10 protein-coding genes are annotated in these 16,004 nt (G+C 73.0%); 8 read left to right on the forward strand and 2 right to left on the reverse strand.

Translation table 11 applies throughout. The annotated features are described in order from the left end of the window. The first annotated feature begins 359 nt into the window (after positions 1–359). Together GV126_RS10615 and GV126_RS10620 are read left to right on the forward strand one after the other, a co-directional pair. Complete coding sequence (locus GV126_RS10615) at positions 360–2,300, forward strand: S53 family peptidase (protein ID WP_159664735.1); 1,941 nt, start codon at positions 360–362, stop codon at positions 2,298–2,300. A 144-nt stretch (positions 2,301–2,444) separates the two neighbouring features. Continuing rightward, positions 2,445–4,199: an NAD+ synthase gene (locus GV126_RS10620; protein WP_159664737.1), complete on the forward strand. Its 1,755-nt coding sequence runs from the start codon at positions 2,445–2,447 to the stop codon at positions 4,197–4,199. 110 nt (positions 4,200–4,309) lie between these two features. On the opposite strand, the gene panB is transcribed toward GV126_RS10620, so the two are convergent. Further along, positions 4,310–5,176, reverse strand: a complete 867-nt coding sequence (panB, locus tag GV126_RS10625) for a 3-methyl-2-oxobutanoate hydroxymethyltransferase (RefSeq protein ID WP_159664739.1) — start codon at positions 5,174–5,176, stop codon at positions 4,310–4,312. A gap of 188 nt (positions 5,177–5,364) precedes the next feature. Here panB and GV126_RS10630 point away from each other — a divergent pair, with 188 nt between their 5' ends. The 6 genes from GV126_RS10630 to GV126_RS10655 all read left to right on the forward strand — a co-directional run bounded on the left by GV126_RS10630 (position 5,365) and on the right by GV126_RS10655 (position 12,860). After that, positions 5,365–6,963 (forward strand): MFS transporter, encoded by a 1,599-nt coding sequence (locus tag GV126_RS10630; RefSeq protein WP_185947805.1) that lies wholly within the window; start codon positions 5,365–5,367, stop codon positions 6,961–6,963. Between the two features lie 262 nt (positions 6,964–7,225). Beyond that, on the forward strand, positions 7,226–7,852 hold the full coding sequence (locus GV126_RS10635; RefSeq protein ID WP_159664741.1) for a TetR/AcrR family transcriptional regulator: 627 nt from the start codon (positions 7,226–7,228) through the stop codon (positions 7,850–7,852). A gap of 405 nt (positions 7,853–8,257) precedes the next feature. Then, positions 8,258–9,316, forward strand: a complete 1,059-nt coding sequence (locus GV126_RS10640) for an endonuclease/exonuclease/phosphatase family protein (protein ID WP_159664743.1) — start codon at positions 8,258–8,260, stop codon at positions 9,314–9,316. A gap of 97 nt (positions 9,317–9,413) precedes the next feature. Then, positions 9,414–10,652, forward strand: coding sequence for an MFS transporter (locus GV126_RS10645; protein WP_159664745.1), 1,239 nt, complete (start codon positions 9,414–9,416; stop codon positions 10,650–10,652). A gap of 373 nt (positions 10,653–11,025) precedes the next feature. Next, positions 11,026–12,051, forward strand: coding sequence for an ATP-binding cassette domain-containing protein (locus GV126_RS10650; protein ID WP_159664747.1), 1,026 nt, complete (start codon positions 11,026–11,028; stop codon positions 12,049–12,051). Then, positions 12,048–12,860, forward strand: a complete 813-nt coding sequence (locus tag GV126_RS10655; protein ID WP_159664749.1) for an ABC transporter permease — start codon at positions 12,048–12,050, stop codon at positions 12,858–12,860. Before GV126_RS10650 ends, GV126_RS10655 begins: the two co-directional genes overlap by 4 nt. 23 nt (positions 12,861–12,883) lie before the next feature. On the opposite strand, the gene GV126_RS10660 is transcribed toward GV126_RS10655, so the two are convergent. Further along, positions 12,884–15,781 carry an ATP-binding protein gene (locus tag GV126_RS10660; RefSeq protein WP_438947836.1) on the reverse strand — a complete coding sequence of 966 codons (2,898 nt, stop codon included), beginning with the start codon at positions 15,779–15,781 and terminating at the stop codon, positions 12,884–12,886. Between the last annotated feature and the right edge of the window lie 223 nt (positions 15,782–16,004).

Below are 16,004 nucleotides of genomic sequence, written 5' to 3' on the forward strand. Positions count from 1 at the left end.
CCCCTGCGCCCCAGCACCCCAGCGCCTGCCGTGTCCGTGCCGCCGGGACGCGGACGAACCGGACGATGCCCGACATGCCCAACGCACAAGAACAGACAGCCGGTTGGCGCCCGGCGATGCCCGGGACCGCCGCCTCCGCCCAGGACGAAGTGCTCAATTCCCCGCCATTCGCCCGCTCCTGACGCTTCCTTGGCTTTCTCTTGGCTTGCCCATTCCCCTGGCATGCACGGTTCATCAGGAAGAGTGGCTGTCGATCGTGTGATCCATTCGCTGGGCCGAACCGCCGCGGCCGCATCGCGGACCACGCGAGGTCCCACCCACTCATTGCGTTACATGCGATCCGCATCGCAGGGGGTTCTATGAGATCCAACCGCGCCACCGTGCGCGCCGGTGTGAGCCTGGCAGCGACACTGCCGATGGTCGCCGGCGCGCTGGTGCTCGGCATACCCGCGGCGCACGCCGCGGACCACTCCGGCCGAGGCGCGCTGGCGGGCACCAAGCCCGTCTGGGCGACGGCCAAGGCGGACAAGGGCGCCACCTCCGACAGCGCCCAGGTCAACGCCCGGGTGTACCTGGCCGGCCGGGACGCCGCGGGCCTGGCCGCGTACGCCAAGGCGGTCGCCGACCCGTCCTCGCCCCAGTACGGCAAGTACCTGACGGCCCGGCAGGCCCAGCAGCGCTTCGGCGCGACGGAGGCCCAGGTGGCCGCCGTGAAGTCGTGGCTGACGTCGGCGGGCCTGAAGGTCACCTCCGTCACCCCGCACTACGTGGCGGTCTCCGGTGACGTGGCCGCCGCCGAGAAGGCGTTCGGCACCCAGCTGCACAACTTCGCCAAGGGCTCGAAGACCTACCGCGCGCCCGCTCAGGCGGCCTCGGTGCCCGAGAGCCTGAAGGGTGCCGTCCTGACCGTCACCGGCCTGGACAACGCCCCGCACAAGGCGAACCATAAGGACCAGCTGCCGCCGCCGGACGCCGTGTTCAAGAACGCCGGGCCGTTCTCCTCGTACTACGGCTCGACCGTCGCGAGCACGCTGCCGGAGGCGTACGGCCAGAAGATCCCGTACGCGGTCAAGGGCTACACCGGCAAGCAGCTGCGCTCCGCCTACGGCGCCGGCACGTACACCGGCAAGGGCGTGCGGGTCGCCATCACCGACGCCTACGCCTCGCCGACGATCGCCTACGACGCGGCCACCTACGCGAAGAAGAACGGTGACGCGGCCTGGAAGACCGGCCGGCTGCACCAGGTGCTGCCGAAGAACTACACGAAGACCGAGGAGTGCGGGGCCGCCGGCTGGTACGGCGAGGAGACCCTGGACGTCGAGGCCGTGCACGCGGTCGCGCCGGACGCGGACGTCACCTACGTGGGCGCCGCCTCCTGCTACGACGACGACCTGCTCGACTCGCTCAGCAAGATCGTCGACAACCACCTGGCCGACATCGTCTCCAACTCCTGGGGCGACATCGAGGCCAACCAGACGCCGGACCTGGCCGCCGCCTACGACCAGGTCTTCCAGTTCGGCGCGGTGGAGGGCATCGGCTTCTACTTCTCCTCCGGCGACAACGGCGACGAGGTCGCCCACACCGGCACCAAGCAGGTCGACACCCCGGCCAACTCCGCGTGGGTGACCGCGGTCGGCGGCACCTCGCTGGCCGTCGGCAAGGGCGACACGTACCTGTGGGAGACCGGCTGGGGCACCGAGAAGGCGACCCTGTCGGCCGACGGCACGAGCTGGGAGGGCTTCCCCGGCGCCTACACCTCCGGTGCGGGCGGCGGCACCAGCAGGACCGTGCCGCAGCCGTACTACCAGAAGGGCGTCGTCCCGAACGCGCTGGCCACGGCCAACAACGCCGCGGGCAACCGCGTCGTGCCGGACATCGCGGCGATCGCCGACCCGAACACCGGGTTCCTCGTCGGCCAGACGCAGACCTTCCCCGACGGGTCGCAGCAGTACAGCGAGTACCGCATCGGCGGCACCTCGCTGGCCGCGCCGGTCATCGCGGGCGTCCAGGCGCTCGCTCAGCAGGCCCGCGGCGGCAAGGCGATCGGCTTCGCCAACCCGGCGATCTACGCCCAGTACGGCACGAAGGTCTACCACGACGTGGTGGACCGGCCCACCGGCAAGGACCTCGCGGTCGCGCGCGTCGACTATGTCAACGGCGTCGACGCCGCCGACGGGCTGAGCGTGTCCGTCCGCAGCCTCGGCAAGGACAGCTCGCTGAAGGCGGTCAAGGGCTACGACGACGTCACCGGCGTCGGCTCGCCCGCGAAGGGCTACGTGGAGTCCTACTGGCGCCACTGACCCTCACCCGGCCGCCCCGGCGGCCCCGCGCCCGTCCCTCCTCCCCGAGGGGCGGGCGCCTGCGCGTGCGCACCCGCGCGGGCGTGGGGCGGCCCACACTCCCCGCACCCCCGATCGCGTCGTTGTGACGATTACACTGGGTGCGTGCCTCAACTACGCCTCGCCCTGAACCAGATCGACTCGCGCGTCGGCGACCTCGCCGGGAACGCCGACGCGATCGTCCGCTGGACCCGGCACTCCGCCGAACGGGGGGCGCACCTCGTGGCGTTCCCGGAGATGGTGCTGACCGGGTATCCCGTCGAGGACCTGGCCCTCAGGTCGTCCTTCGTGGATGCCTCCCGCGCCGCGCTGCGCCGCCTGGCCGCCCGTCTCGCCGAGGAGGGCCTGGGCGAGCTGCCGGTGCTCGTCGGCTACCTGGACCGCAGCGAGACCGCCCAGCCGAAGTACGGCATGCCGGCCGGCGCGCCGCAGAACGCGGCGGCGGTGCTGCACCGCGGCGAGATCGTCCTGACCTTCGCCAAGCACCACCTGCCAAACTACGGCGTCTTCGACGAGTTCCGCTACTTCGTGCCCGGCGACACCATGCCGGTCCTGCGTGTGCACGGCGTCGACGTCGCGCTCGCCATCTGCGAGGACCTGTGGCAGGACGGCGGTCGCGTCCCGGCCGCCCGCACCGCCCGCGCGGGCCTGCTGCTGTCGGTGAACGCCTCCCCCTACGAGCGGGAGAAGGACGACACCCGCCTGGAGCTGGTCCGCAAGCGGGCCCAGGAGGCGGGCTGCACCACCGCCTACCTCGCCATGGTCGGCGGCCAGGACGAGCTGGTGTTCGACGGCGACTCGATCGTCGTCTCCGCGGACGGCGAGGTGGTCGCGCGGGCGCCGCAGTTCTCCGAGACCTGCCTCGTGCTCGACCTGGAGCTGCCCGCCGCGGCGGCCGACGCGCCGGAGGGCGTGGTCGACGACGGGCTGCGCATCGAGCGCGTCGTGCTGTCCGAGGAGCCGCTGGCGCCGTACGAGCCGGAGCACACCGGCGGCTACGCCGAGCGCCTGGACGACGACGAGGAGGTCTACACGGCGCTGGTCGTGGGCCTGCGCGCGTACGTGCAGAAGAACGGGTTCCGCTCGGTGCTGATCGGCCTGTCCGGCGGCATCGACTCCTCCCTGGTCGCGGCGATCGCCTGCGACGCGGTGGGCGCGGAGAACGTGTACGGCATCTCGATGCCGTCGAAGTACTCCTCGGAGCACTCCAAGGACGACGCCGCCGAACTGGCGCGCCGCACCGGCCTGCACTTCCGCACCGTCCCGATCGCGCCGATGTTCGACGCGTACATGGACTCCCTCGGCCTGACCGGCCTGGCGGAGGAGAACCTGCAGTCCCGGCTGCGCGGCACGCTGCTGATGGCGGTGTCCAACCAGGAGGGCCACATCGTCCTCGCCCCCGGCAACAAGTCGGAGCTGGCGGTGGGCTACTCGACGCTGTACGGCGACTCGGTGGGTGCCTACGGCCCGATCAAGGACCTGTACAAGACGTCGGTGTTCCGGCTGGCCGAGTGGCGCAACCGGGCCGCCGCCGAGCGCGGCCAGACCCCGCCGATCCCGGAGAACTCCATCACCAAGCCGCCGAGCGCGGAGCTGCGCCCGGGCCAGGTCGACACCGACTCGCTGCCGGACTACCCGGTGCTCGACGCGATCCTCGACCTGTACGTCGACCACGACAAGGGCGCCGACGAGATCGTCGCCGCCGGCTACGACCGCGAGCTGGTCCTGCGGACGCTGCGCATGGTGGACAACGCCGAGTACAAGCGCCGCCAGTACCCGCCGGGGACCAAGATCTCCGCGAAGGGCTTCGGCAAGGACCGCCGCCTGCCGATCACCAACGGCTGGCGCGAGCAGGCGTAGCCGCACGCGAGCGCGCACGGAGGGAGCCCCGGCCGACGGGGGAAGATCGGCCGGGGCTCCCTGTGGTGTTTCCGCAGTGGTCTGCCGCCGCGGTGGGCGCTCGCCCGTGCCTAGTGCACCGAGTGCTCCTCCAGCGGGAACGTTCCGCCGACGACGTCCTCGGCGTAGGCCCGGGCCGCGTCGCCCATGACCTGGCGCAGGTCGGCGTACTTCTTGACGAACTTCGGCACACGCCCGCCGGTGAGGCCGAGCATGTCGGTCCACACCAGGACCTGGGCGTCCGTCTCGGGCCCGGCGCCGATGCCGACGGTCGGGATGTGCAGCGTCCGCGTCACCTCGGCCGCCAGCTCGGCCGGCACCAGCTCCAGCACCACCGCGAACGCGCCCGCGTCCTGCACGGCCTTGGCGTCGCGCAGCAGCTGCTGGGCGGCCTCCTCGCCGCGGCCCTGGACGCGGTAGCCCATGGCGTGGACGGACTGCGGGGTCAGGCCGATGTGGGCCATGACCGGAATGCCGGACTCCACCAGGAGCCGGATCTGCTCGTGCGAGCGCTCGCCGCCCTCCAGCTTCACGGCGCCGGCGCCCGCCTCCTTCACCAGCCGGGTGGCCGAGCGCAGCGCCTGCACCGGGCCCTCCTGGTAGGAGCCGAAGGGCAGGTCGGCGACGATCAGGGCGCGCCGGGTGCCGCGGACCACCGCGGCGGACAGCATGGTCATCTGGTCGAGGGTGACGGGCACGGTGGTGTCGTAGCCCAGGTGGCAGTTGCCCGCGGAGTCCCCGACGAGCAGGACCGGGATGCCGGCCTCGTCGAAGACGGAGGCGGTCATCGCGTCGTAGGCGGTGAGCATGGGCCACTTCTCGCCGCGTTCCTTGGCCAGGGCGATGTCGCGGACGGTGATGCGGCGGGTGCCCTTGCCCCCGTACAGCGCTTTGCTGCCGTCGGAGGGCTTGGTCTGGGCAGCCGAAAGCTGCGTCATGGCAACGGCTCCTTCAGTCATCTCGGGGCGCCCTGTCGGCGTCCCCGGACTCGCGTCCATGGTGGCACCTCGTGCCGGACGGTGCCAGAGGACCCCCGTGGACGCCCCGCCGCCTTCGCACGTAAGTTCTGGGTAAAGAATTTCGATACGAGACGGTCTCGTATCGGAACGGGCCTAGGCTCGGCGCCATGACTACTCCTGCCGACCGGGAGCGCAGCGGCCCCGGGGTTCCGGAAGCGGTGCACCGCCGCCGCTGGGCGATCCTCGGCGTGCTGATGCTGAGCCTGCTGATAGTGGTGCTCGACAACTCGATCCTGAACGTCGCCATCAAGACGATCTCCACGCCCGCCCCGACCGGGCTGGGCGCCACGCAGAGCGAGCTGGAGTGGGCGATCAACGCCTACACCCTCGTCTTCGCCGGCCTGCTGTTCACCGCCGGTCTCGTCGGTGACCGCATCGGCCGCAAGAAGGTGCTGCTCGGCGGCCTCGTCGTGTTCGGCGTCGGCTCCGCGCTGGCCGCCGAGTCCGGCTCGCCGGGCCAGCTGATCGCCTACCGGGCGCTGATGGCCCTGGGCGCCGCGTTCGTGATGCCGGCCACCCTCGCCGTGCTGATGAACGTCTTCGAGCGCCACGAGCAGCCCAAGGCCATCGGCATCTGGGCGGGCGGCGTGGGCCTGGCCATCGCCATCGGCCCGATCACCGGCGGCCTGCTGCTGGACCACTTCTGGTGGGGTTCGGTCTTCCTCGTCAACGTGCCGATCGTGATCCTCGCGCTGGCGCTGATGGTGTGGCTGGTGCCCGACTCCCGCGACCCGCGCCCCGGCCGGCTCGACCCGATCGGCGTCGTGCTCTCCGTGATCGGCCTGGTCCTGCTGGTGTACGGCATCATCAAGGGCGGCGAGCTGGCCGACTTCACCGACGCCAAGGTGCTCGCGACCATCGCGGCCGGTGTGGTGGTCCTCGCGGCCTTCGTCCTGTTCGAAAAGCGCAGCGACCACCCGTCGCTGGACGTGAGCTACTTCAAGAACAAGGTCTTCTCGGCCGCCATGACCGCCATCGCGCTGGTCTTCTTCGCGCTGATGGGGGTGACGTTCTTCGGCGTCTTCTACACCCAGAGCGTGCGCGGCTACTCGCCGCTGGAGTCGGGCCTGCTGATGCTGCCGCTGGCCGCCGCGCAGATGATCTTCGCACCGCGCGCCCGGCTGCTGGTCGACCGCTTCGGCAACAAGGCCACGACCACGGCCGGGCTGGTGCTGCTGGCCGGCATGCTGGCGGCCTTCGCCGGCTTCGAGGCGGACACGCCGATCTGGATGCTGGAGGTCGTCTTCTTCCTGATGGGCACCGGCATGGCGCACATCATGACGCCGACCAGCGTCGTCATCATGCAGGCGCTGCCCCGCGAGAAGGCGGGTTCGGCCTCCGCGCTGAGCAACACCTTCCGCCAGGTCGGCGGCGCCCTCGGCATCGCCGTCCTCGGCTCGGTGCTCTCCACGGCCTACCGCAACGGCATCGAGGACAAGCTCCGGATGCTGCCGGCGGGCCTGCGGGACACCGCCGGCGAGTCCATCGAGGCCACCCTCGGCATCGCCGCCCGGCTCGGCCCGCGCGGCCAGGCCCTGGTGACTCCGGCCCACGACGCCTTCCTGCACGCGATGCACGTCACCGCGCTGTGCGGGACCGCGGTCGCGCTGGTCGGCGCGGTCGTCGTGGTCCTCTTCCTGCCGGGCAGGGCCGCCGCGCCGCACCGGGACGAGGAGGAGCAGGAGCTGGTGGCCGCGGCGGAGTAGGGGCTCTGCGACGCGGTGGGTGAGGGGGCCCGTGGTGGCCACGGGGCCCGCGGTGGTCGCGAGGCACGCCTGCGGTGGTCACGAGGCGCGCCGGTCACGGGGCCTGCGGAGGTCACCGGCGGGCGCTGGTCGTCACGGGGGAGCGCGGTGGTCAGCGGGGGAAGCCCGGCGGTGGACGGTTCCACCACCGGTCACCACCGGGCGAACGGTCCGCGAGCGCCGGGGAGGACAATCTCCCCGCACGACGAAAGGACGGTCTCACGTGAGCCTTGCCGACAGCCGCACCGCCCCCGGGGCCCCCCTCAGGGGCCGCCCCCGCAGCGAGGCGGTGGAACGCGCCATCGTGGAGGGCGTGATGAAGCTGCTGGAGGAGGGGGGGCCGCTCGCCGAACTGTCCATCGAGCGCATCGCCCGCACCGCCGGCGTCGGCAAGGCCACGATCTACCGGCGCTGGAGCGGCAAGGAGGAGCTGTTCGTGGACGTCGTACGGGCCGCCGAGCCGCCCGACCCCGAGCTGCCCGGCACCTGCATGCGCGACGACCTGGTGGCCCTGCTGGAGCAGCTGCGCCAGCGCGGCGTGGTCAGCCGCACCTCGATGATCCTGCACAACGTCTACGCGCAGATGAAGTCCAGCCCGAAGATCTGGTGCGCCTACCACGCCACGGTCATCGAGCCGCGGCGCCGGCTCCAGCTGGAGATCCTGCGCCGCGGGCAGCGCAACGGCGAGCTGCGCACCGACGTCGACGTCGACGTGCTGAACGACATCCTCGTGGGCCCCATGCTGGTGCGCAGCGTCATGCGGCCGGACGCGGAACTGCCCGAGGGCCTGTCGGAGCAGATCGTGGACACGGTGCTGGAGGGCCTACGGCCCGTCAGTTCCGCGTCCTGACGCACCGTCCCAGGTCCTGACGCACCGTCCCAGGTCCTGACGCACCGTTCCGACATCCTGACACACCGTCCCGCGCACCGTTTCCCGTCGCAACGCGGCGTCTCGACACGGCGTCCCGACACGGCCCTTCGACACGCCCGCTCCCCGCACCGCTCACAGTGGGCCGGTTTCCGTCGCGGCCGGTCGGAGTTCGATCGCCGACGGTCGGTTTCCCGTCGCCATGTGCGCGTTTCGTCACAGATCACGATTCGGTCGCGTCAACCGGAACCCCTCGCGCCGACTTGTTCGTCCTCGTGCCCGTACGGCCGTCACGCGGCGGCGGAACGGAGCCGATCATCCCCTAGGGTCGTAACCCACATACCCCACGGGGCGATCGGTGTGCACGGCAGGCAGTGAGGCGACGGTATGGCGCAACAGGCGTACATGACGGAGACGGCGGACGACGGCCCGGGGCCCGAGCACCGGAAGTCCCGGCTCCGGCGCCTGCTGCACCGCATCGCCGGCGGCTGGCGCGGCGATCGGCGGATCTGGCGCCGGGGCATCGTGCTGGCCGCGGTGGCCGTGGTGCTGGCCCTGGTGATGGCGTTGCACGCGCACATCCCCAACCGGATCGGCAACCTCGGCTCGCTCACGGAGACGTTCCTGCCGTGGTTCGGCCTGCTGATCCCCGTCCTGCTCGTCCTGGCGCTGGTGCGCAGGTCGGCGACCGCGCTGATCGCGCTGGTGCTGCCGGTGGCCGCCTGGCTGAACCTGTTCGGCGGGCTGCTGCTGGACCGCACGGCCGGCGGCGGCGACCTGATGGTGGCCACGCACAACGTCAACGCCGACAACCCCGACCCCTCGGGCACCGCCCGCGAGGTGGCCGCCTCGGGCGCCGACGTGCTCGCCCTGGAGGAGCTGAAGGCGTCCGCGGTCCCGGTGTACGAGCGGGCGCTGGCGTCGACGTACAAGTACCACGCGGTGCAGGGCACGGTCGGGCTGTGGAGCAAGTACCCGCTCAGCGGGGTGCGGGCGGTGGACATCCGGCTGGGCTGGACGCGGGCCATGCGCGCCACCGTGGCCACGCCCGAGGGGCCGATCGCGGTGTACGTGGCCCACATGCCCTCGGTGCGGGTGAAGATGAACGCCGGGTTCACCGCCGCGCAGCGGGACCAGAGCGCGGACGCGCTGGGCGAGGCGATCGCGGCCGAGAGGCAGCCGAGGGTGATCCTGCTCGGCGACCTGAACGGCACGATGAACGACCGCTCCCTGAACGCCGTCACCGCCCAGATGCGCTCCACACAGGGCGCGGCGGGCGACGGGTTCGGCTTCAGCTGGCCGGCGTCGTTCCCGATGGCGCGGATCGACCAGATCATGGTCAGGGGGGTGGAGCCGGTCAGTTCCTGGACGCTGCCCCGCACGGACAGCGACCACCTCCCCGTGGCGGCACGTGTGAACGTCACCACATCGGCAACCGGCTCGTAACCTGCTGGAATACCGGACCTGAGAGGCTTTGTTCCGCAGCTGAACATAGCGAGTCGCACGCTGCACGCTGTACGGAACTCCCCTCGAAAGGTCTTTCATGCCCCTCGCCCTGCTGGCGCTCGCCGTCGGCGCCTTCGGCATCGGCACGACCGAGTTCGTGATGATGGGCCTGCTGCCCGACGTCGCGGACGACCTGCACGTCTCCATCCCCACCGCCGGGCACCTGGTCTCGGCGTACGCGCTCGGCGTCGTCATCGGCGCCCCGCTGCTGGCCGCGCTCACCGCGCGGATGTCCCGCCGGCAGGTCCTGATCGGCCTGATGGCCCTGTTCGTGGTGGGCAACGCGGTGTCCGCCCTGGCCCCCGGGTACGACTCCCTGCTGGCCGCGCGCTTCGTCAGCGGGCTGCCGCACGGCGCGTTCTTCGGAGTGGGCGCGGTGGTCGCCACGGGCATGGTGCCGCCGGAGCGCAAGGCCCGCTCGGTGTCCTTGATGTTCCTCGGGCTGACCGTGGCCAACATCGCCGGCGTGCCGGTGGCCACGCTCATGGGCCAGCACCTGGGCTGGCGGGCGACCTTCCTCGCGGTCAGCGCGATCGGCGTGGCGGCCATCGTCGCACTCGCCCTGCTCGTCCCCCGCTCCCCCGCCCCGGCCGGCGGCCACGCCCGGCACGCCCCGGCGGCCGGCCTGCGCGGCGAGCTGGCCGCGCTGCGCTCGGTGCCGGTGTGGCTGGCGCTGCTGACGACGGTGGCGGGCTTCGGCGCGCTGTTCGCCGCCTACACCTACGTCACCCCGATGCTCACCGACGCCGCCGGGTACGCCGAGACCAGCGTGACGCTGCTGCTGGCGCTGTTCGGTGTGGGCGCGACGGCCGGCAACCTGCTCGGCGGCCGCCTGGCCGACCACTCGCTGCGCGGCACCCTGTTCGGCGGGCTGACCTCGCTGGCGGTGGGGCTCGTGCTGTTCCCGGTGCTGATGCGGGCCGAGTGGAGCGCGGCCCTGGCGGGGGCGCTGCCCGGCATGGCGGCCTTCCTCACCGGCTCGCCGCTGCAGCTGATGGTCATGGAGAAGGCGTCCGCGGCCCCGTCGCTGGCGTCCTCCGCCAACCAGGCCGCCTTCAACCTGGCCAACGCCGGCGGCGCGTGGATCGGCGGCCTCACCCTGGCCGCGGGCTTCGCCGTGACCTCCCCGGCCCTCGCCGGCGCCGCCCTGGCCGTCCTCGGCCTGGCAGTGGCGGCCGTGGCCCACGCCGTGGACCGCCGGGGTGCGGCCACCGCGCAGCCGGGCCGCGTCGTGGCCGGCCACGTCCCGCAGACGTCCGAGGCGCTGCGCCACTGAGCCGCGGAACGATCCACGCGGCCGGTCCGCACCGAGCGGCCCGCGCCGGACGCCCTTCCGCGCCGGACGGCCTGCGCCGGGTCGTCCGCGCCGGGCGGTCCGCGCCGCGAGCGGAGGCGGGCGGGCGCATACGCCCCGCCCGCCCGGCCGGACGCCGGTGAACACAGGCGTCCGGCGTCCGGCACGCGCGGCTGCCTGCCCCACCCCCCCACACACGGGCCGCACACCGTGCCGGGCCTGCGGGGCGCATGCCGGCGCCCGGTCGGGGCTGCCGATGGCTTGTCGGCGGGTTGTCGGCAGGTCGTCGGGCGTTGCCGCGGCTTGTCGGTGTTTTGTCGGCGGGTTGTCGGTGGGGGGTGACACCGTCATCGGCATGACGCGATACGACAAGAACCCCACCGGCGCAGGACGCGCCGTGACCGTGCGGGGGCTGGTCAAGCACTACGGCGAGACCAAGGCGCTGGACGGCGTGGACCTGGACGTGGCCGAGGGCACCGTGATGGGTGTGCTCGGACCGAACGGCGCCGGCAAGACGACCCTCGTGCGGATCCTGTCCACCCTGCTGACCCCCGACGCCGGGCAGGCGACCGTCGCCGGCTACGACGTCGTACGCCAGCCCCGGCAGTTGCGCCGGGTGATCGGGCTGACCGGCCAGTACGCCTCCGTGGACGAGAAGCTCCCGGGCTGGGAGAACCTGTACATGATCGGGCGGCTGCTGGACCTGTCCCGCAGGGACGCCCGGGCCCGCGCCGACGAGCTGCTGGAGCGGTTCTCGCTCACCGAGGCGGCCCGGCGCCCGGCGGCCACGTACTCCGGCGGCATGCGGCGCCGCCTCGACCTGGCCGCCTCCATGATCGGCCACCCGGCCGTCCTCTACCTGGACGAGCCGACCACCGGCCTGGACCCGCGCACCCGCAACGAGGTGTGGGACGAGGTCAAGGCCATGGTCGGCGACGGCGTGACCGTGCTGCTGACCACCCAGTACATGGAGGAGGCCGAGCAGCTGGCCTCCGAGCTGACCGTGGTGGACCGCGGCAAGGTCATCGCCAAGGGCGGCATCGAGGAGCTGAAGGCGAAGGTCGGCGGGCGCACCCTGCGGGTGAAGCCGGCCGATCCGGGGGAGCTGCGCCCGCTCGCCGCGATGCTCGACGAGCTGGGCATCACCGGCCTGGCCGCGACGACCGTGGACACCGACGGCGGCGCCCTGCTGGTGCCGATCCTCAGCGACGAGCAGCTGACCGCGGCGGTCGGCGCGGTCACCGCGCGCGGCATCACGATCGCCTCCATCACCACCGAACTCCCCAGCCTGGACGAGGTGTTCCTGTCCCTCACCGGCCACCGCGCCGGTGCCCCGCAGGACACCCCGGCCGCCGACGACCGCGAGGAGGTCGCCGTATGAGCACCGTCACCGCCGACGCCCCGGTGGACGCCCGGATCCCGCTGCGCGGGCATCTGCGGCACACCGGCGCGCTGATCCGCCGCAACCTGCTGTGGATCAAGCAGGACCCGGAGTCGATGTTCGACGCCCTGCTGATGCCGGTCGTCTTCACCCTGCTGTTCGTCTACGTCTTCGGCGGCTCGATCGGGCTGGCGCTGGGCGGCGGGCAGGACGGGTACGTGCAGTACGTGATCCCCGGCATGATCGCGATGATGAGCATGACGCTGTCCCAGGGCGTCGGCACCGGCTTCAGCCAGGACTTCAACAGCGGGGTGATGGACCGCTTCCGGTCCCTGCCGATCGGGCGCGGCTCGGTGCTGTTCGCGAAGATCACGGTCGAGCTGGTGCGGATGCTGTTCGCCACGGCCGTGCTGATGATCGTCGCCGTCCTGGTCGGTTTCGACATCACGAACTGGCTGGGGCTGTTGGCGGCCGTGGGACTGTCCGCCGCCTTCGCCTCGTCGATCATGTGGGTGTTCCTCACCCTGGGCGTGGTCCTGAAGAACGCGCAGTCCGTGCAGGCGATGGGCTTCCTGGTGCTGTTCCCGCTGCAGTTCGGCTCGTCGATCTTCGCGCCGACGCAGTCGATGCCGGGCTGGTTGCAGTCCTTCACCGACTACAACCCGCTGTCCACGCTCGCCGACGCCGCGCGCGGTCTGATGGTGGGCGGGCCGGTCGCGCACGACCTGTGGGTGACCCTGATCTGGTCGGTGGCCATCACGGCGGTGATGGCGCCCGTGGCCATCTACAAGTTCCGCACCAAGACCTGATGGCCCGGCAGCCTTCGAAGCTGTCAGAGCAGGGCGGCGGCCTCCTCCAGCGAGAGGCCGCCGCCCTCGGCGTACGCGGCCTCGTACGCCTGCTCGCCCAGCGCGTCCCGGACGCACGCCACCACCCGGTCACGGCAGTGGCGCTCCACGGACGACGCGACGTGCCGCGGTGGCGTCAGCTCGTCGGCGACGGCCAGGCAGCGGGCGGCGTCGCTGGCCCGGGCACCGCCGTCCACGCCCGCGAGCGCGAGAGCGCCGACGGTCAGGCAGGCCGCGCGCATCTGGGGCGCCACCGTCAGGGACAGCGGCTCCTGCGCCCGGTGCAGCGCCTGACGGGCCTTGTCCAGGGCCTCCTCGTGGCGGCCGTCGAGCGCGTCCAGCCACGCCTCCACGCTCAGGATGAAACCGTCGAAGACGACGAAGTGGGAGAGGGTGAACTCCGTGCGCAGCAGCCGCACTTGCTCCCGGGCCTCGGCCAGGCGGTCGCGGGTGCCGAGCCAGCCGGCCAGGAACAGCCGGGCGGCGGGCATCGCCTCGTTGAGGGTGCCGCTCTGCTGCTCGATCACCTCGCGCAGGAGGCGTTCACCGCGCTCGTCGTGGTCCCCCGTCTCCAGCAGGGCGCTGCCGAGCCGGGCCCGCAACACCGCGACCTGCGCGTGCGCGCCGAGGTGCTCGGCGTGTTCCACGGCCGCCTCGTAGTCGGCGGCCGCCTTGAGGTACTCCCCTTTGCGCTCATGGGCCTCGCCCCGCGCGGAGAGGGCCTCGGCCAGTCCCCAGGCGTCCCCGATGCGACGGTGGATCTCCAGCGCCTCCTCGGCGTCGCGCACCGCGTCCCCGGCCCAGTCCGCGCGGTTGGCGAGCAGATTGGCGCGCATCTGCAGCGCGTAGGCCAGCTCCCACTCGAATCCGGGGGTGGTGCGGCAGGTTTGCACGGAGGCGTCGATGATGGCGCGCATCCGTACGGTGTCGCCCAGCATGATCACGGCGAAGAACCACATCATGCCGGGGGCACGGCAGGTCTGCGGCATCCCGGGCTCGTAGACCTCGGAGATGACCTGGAGCTTGCGTTTGGCCTCCGGGGACTCCCACGCCTCCAGTTCGGTCTCCATGTAGGCCAGATGGGCCAGGTGGACGCCGCGCCGGGCCTCGTGGAGCACCTCGCCGGTCATGGGCGGTGGCGCGGCGATGCACGGTTCCCACACCGGGGCGGCGCGGCGCACCGGCTCGGCGAAGGGGTCGGGGCCGAGCGCCATGACCTCGGCGCACCAGTTGCGGGCCTCGACGCGCACATCCCGCATCTGCCAGTAGACGACGAGCGAGAGGGCCAGGCACAGGGCCTCCTGCTCGTCGCGTGCGGCGACGGCGTGCCGCAGGGCGGTGCGCAGGTTCTCGTACTCCCGCTCGAGCCGGGCGATGGCCTCGCCCTGGCGCCGGCCGCGCAGCAACGGCTCGGTGGTGCGGGCCAGTTCCCGGTAGTACGTCAGGTGGGCCCGCTCGGCCCGCGCGCGCTCGCCCGACTCCGCGAGCCGCTCGGCCGCGTACTCGGCGACCGTCTCCAGCAGGCGGTAGCGCATCTCGCCACCGGGTCCGGGAGCGGCCACCACCAGCGACTTGTCGACCAGGGAGCCCAGCGCCTCCAGCGTGGCCGGCCCGCACACGGCCTCGGCGGCGGCCAGGTCGCAGCCGCCGGCGAACACCGACAGCCGGCTCAGCACCTCCCGCTCGCCGGTGTCCAGCAGCTCCCAGGACCAGTCGACCACGGCGCGCAGGGTCTGCTGGCGGGGCAGCACGGTGCGGCTGCCGGAGGTGAGCAGCCGGAAGCGGTCGTCCAGCCGGTCGGCGATCTGGCGCGGGGTGAGCAGTCTGAGCCGGGCCGCGGCGAGTTCGATGGCCAGCGGCAGGCCGTCCAGGCGGCGGCAGATCTCGGCGCAGGCGTCCGCCGTCCCGGGGTCGGCGTCCGGCCGGAAACCGGGCCGTACGGCCGCCCCGCGGTCGGCGAGCAGCCGCAGCGCGGCTGGCTCGGGCAGCGGCTCCACCGGCCGCAGCAGCTCCCCGGGCACACCGAGCGGTTCGCGGCTGGTGGCGAGGACGGTCAGGTGCGGGCAGCGGGCGAGCAGTTCCTCGACCAGGTGGGCGGCGGCGTCGACCACGTGCTCGCAGTTGTCGAGCAGGAGCAGCATGCGCCGCCGGGCGCAGTGCTCGACCAGCCGTTCGACCGGGTCGTCGTGCCGGTCGGCGACCGCGGCCCGTATCTCCTCCGCGCCGGCGCCGTAGAGCACGGTCTCCCGCGCGCCCACGGCGGTGAGCACCGCCTCCGGCACGGCGGCCGGGTCGTCGACCGGGGCCAGCTCGGCCAGCCACACCCCGTCCCGCGGCGCCGGCCGCAGCGCCTCGGCGGCCTCCTGCGACAGCCGCGTCTTGCCTGCGCCGCCCGGCCCGAGCAGGGTGACCAGACGGGACGTCGCCAGGTCGGCCCGGATCGCGTCGATGTCGGCCTCCCGGCCGACGAAGGAGGTCAGCCGGGCCCGAAGGTTGCTGGGCGGCCGAGGGTCGAACACCGGGTCGGCCGGCACGTCGGCCGGGGCGCAGTGGCCGGGGTTGCGGAGGGCGGCCTGTCCGGCGGCCGGGGCGCGGTGGCCGGGGTCGAGGAGGGCGGCCGGGGCGCGGTGTCCGGCGTCACGGTGTCCGGGGTCGAGGTGGCCGGGGTCGAGGTGCCCGGGGGCCGCCGCCGCGGGATCCGCCGCGCCGGTCGCCTCGCGCGGCGCCCCGGCGCTCGCGGACGACGGGGTACCGGTGCTCGGGGTACCGGCGCTCGCGGACCTCGGTGTCCCCGCGCGGTCGGAGGCCCGGTCCTCCGTACCGCCGGACGCCAGGGTCCCACCGCTGTAGGACGCACGCGCCCCGCCGTCGGGAACCCGCACACCGCCATCCACGGACGACGCCCCCTCCGCACCGCCGGACGCCCGGGATCCGCCGTTGCCGGACGCACGCGCGTCCCCGCCGGCGAACGGCCCGGCCTGCGCGCCACCGGACGGCCGGCTCTCCGCACCACCGGACGGCCAGCTCTCCGCACCGCCGGACGCTAGGGATCCACCGCTGCCGGACGCCCCCGCCCCGCCACCGACGGACCGCGGCACCGTGGAC

Source organism: Streptomyces mexicanus (assembly GCF_902506575.1).
GTDB lineage: Bacteria > Actinomycetota > Actinomycetes > Streptomycetales > Streptomycetaceae > Streptomyces > Streptomyces mexicanus.

Excerpts from the sequence above, each read along its gene's own strand:
- GV126_RS10615 (WP_159664735.1), top strand. The coding sequence starts at position 360 with ATGAGATCCAACCGCGCCACCGTGCGCGCCGGTGTGAGCCTGGCAGCG.
- panB (WP_159664739.1), bottom strand. The coding sequence starts at position 5,176 with ATGACGCAGCTTTCGGCTGCCCAGACCAAGCCCTCCGACGGCAGCAAA.
- GV126_RS10630 (WP_185947805.1), top strand. The coding sequence starts at position 5,365 with ATGACTACTCCTGCCGACCGGGAGCGCAGCGGCCCCGGGGTTCCGGAA.
- GV126_RS10640 (WP_159664743.1), top strand. The coding sequence starts at position 8,258 with ATGGCGCAACAGGCGTACATGACGGAGACGGCGGACGACGGCCCGGGG.
- GV126_RS10645 (WP_159664745.1), top strand. The coding sequence starts at position 9,414 with ATGCCCCTCGCCCTGCTGGCGCTCGCCGTCGGCGCCTTCGGCATCGGC.
- GV126_RS10650 (WP_159664747.1), top strand. The coding sequence starts at position 11,026 with ATGACGCGATACGACAAGAACCCCACCGGCGCAGGACGCGCCGTGACC.
- GV126_RS10655 (WP_159664749.1), top strand. The coding sequence starts at position 12,048 with ATGAGCACCGTCACCGCCGACGCCCCGGTGGACGCCCGGATCCCGCTG.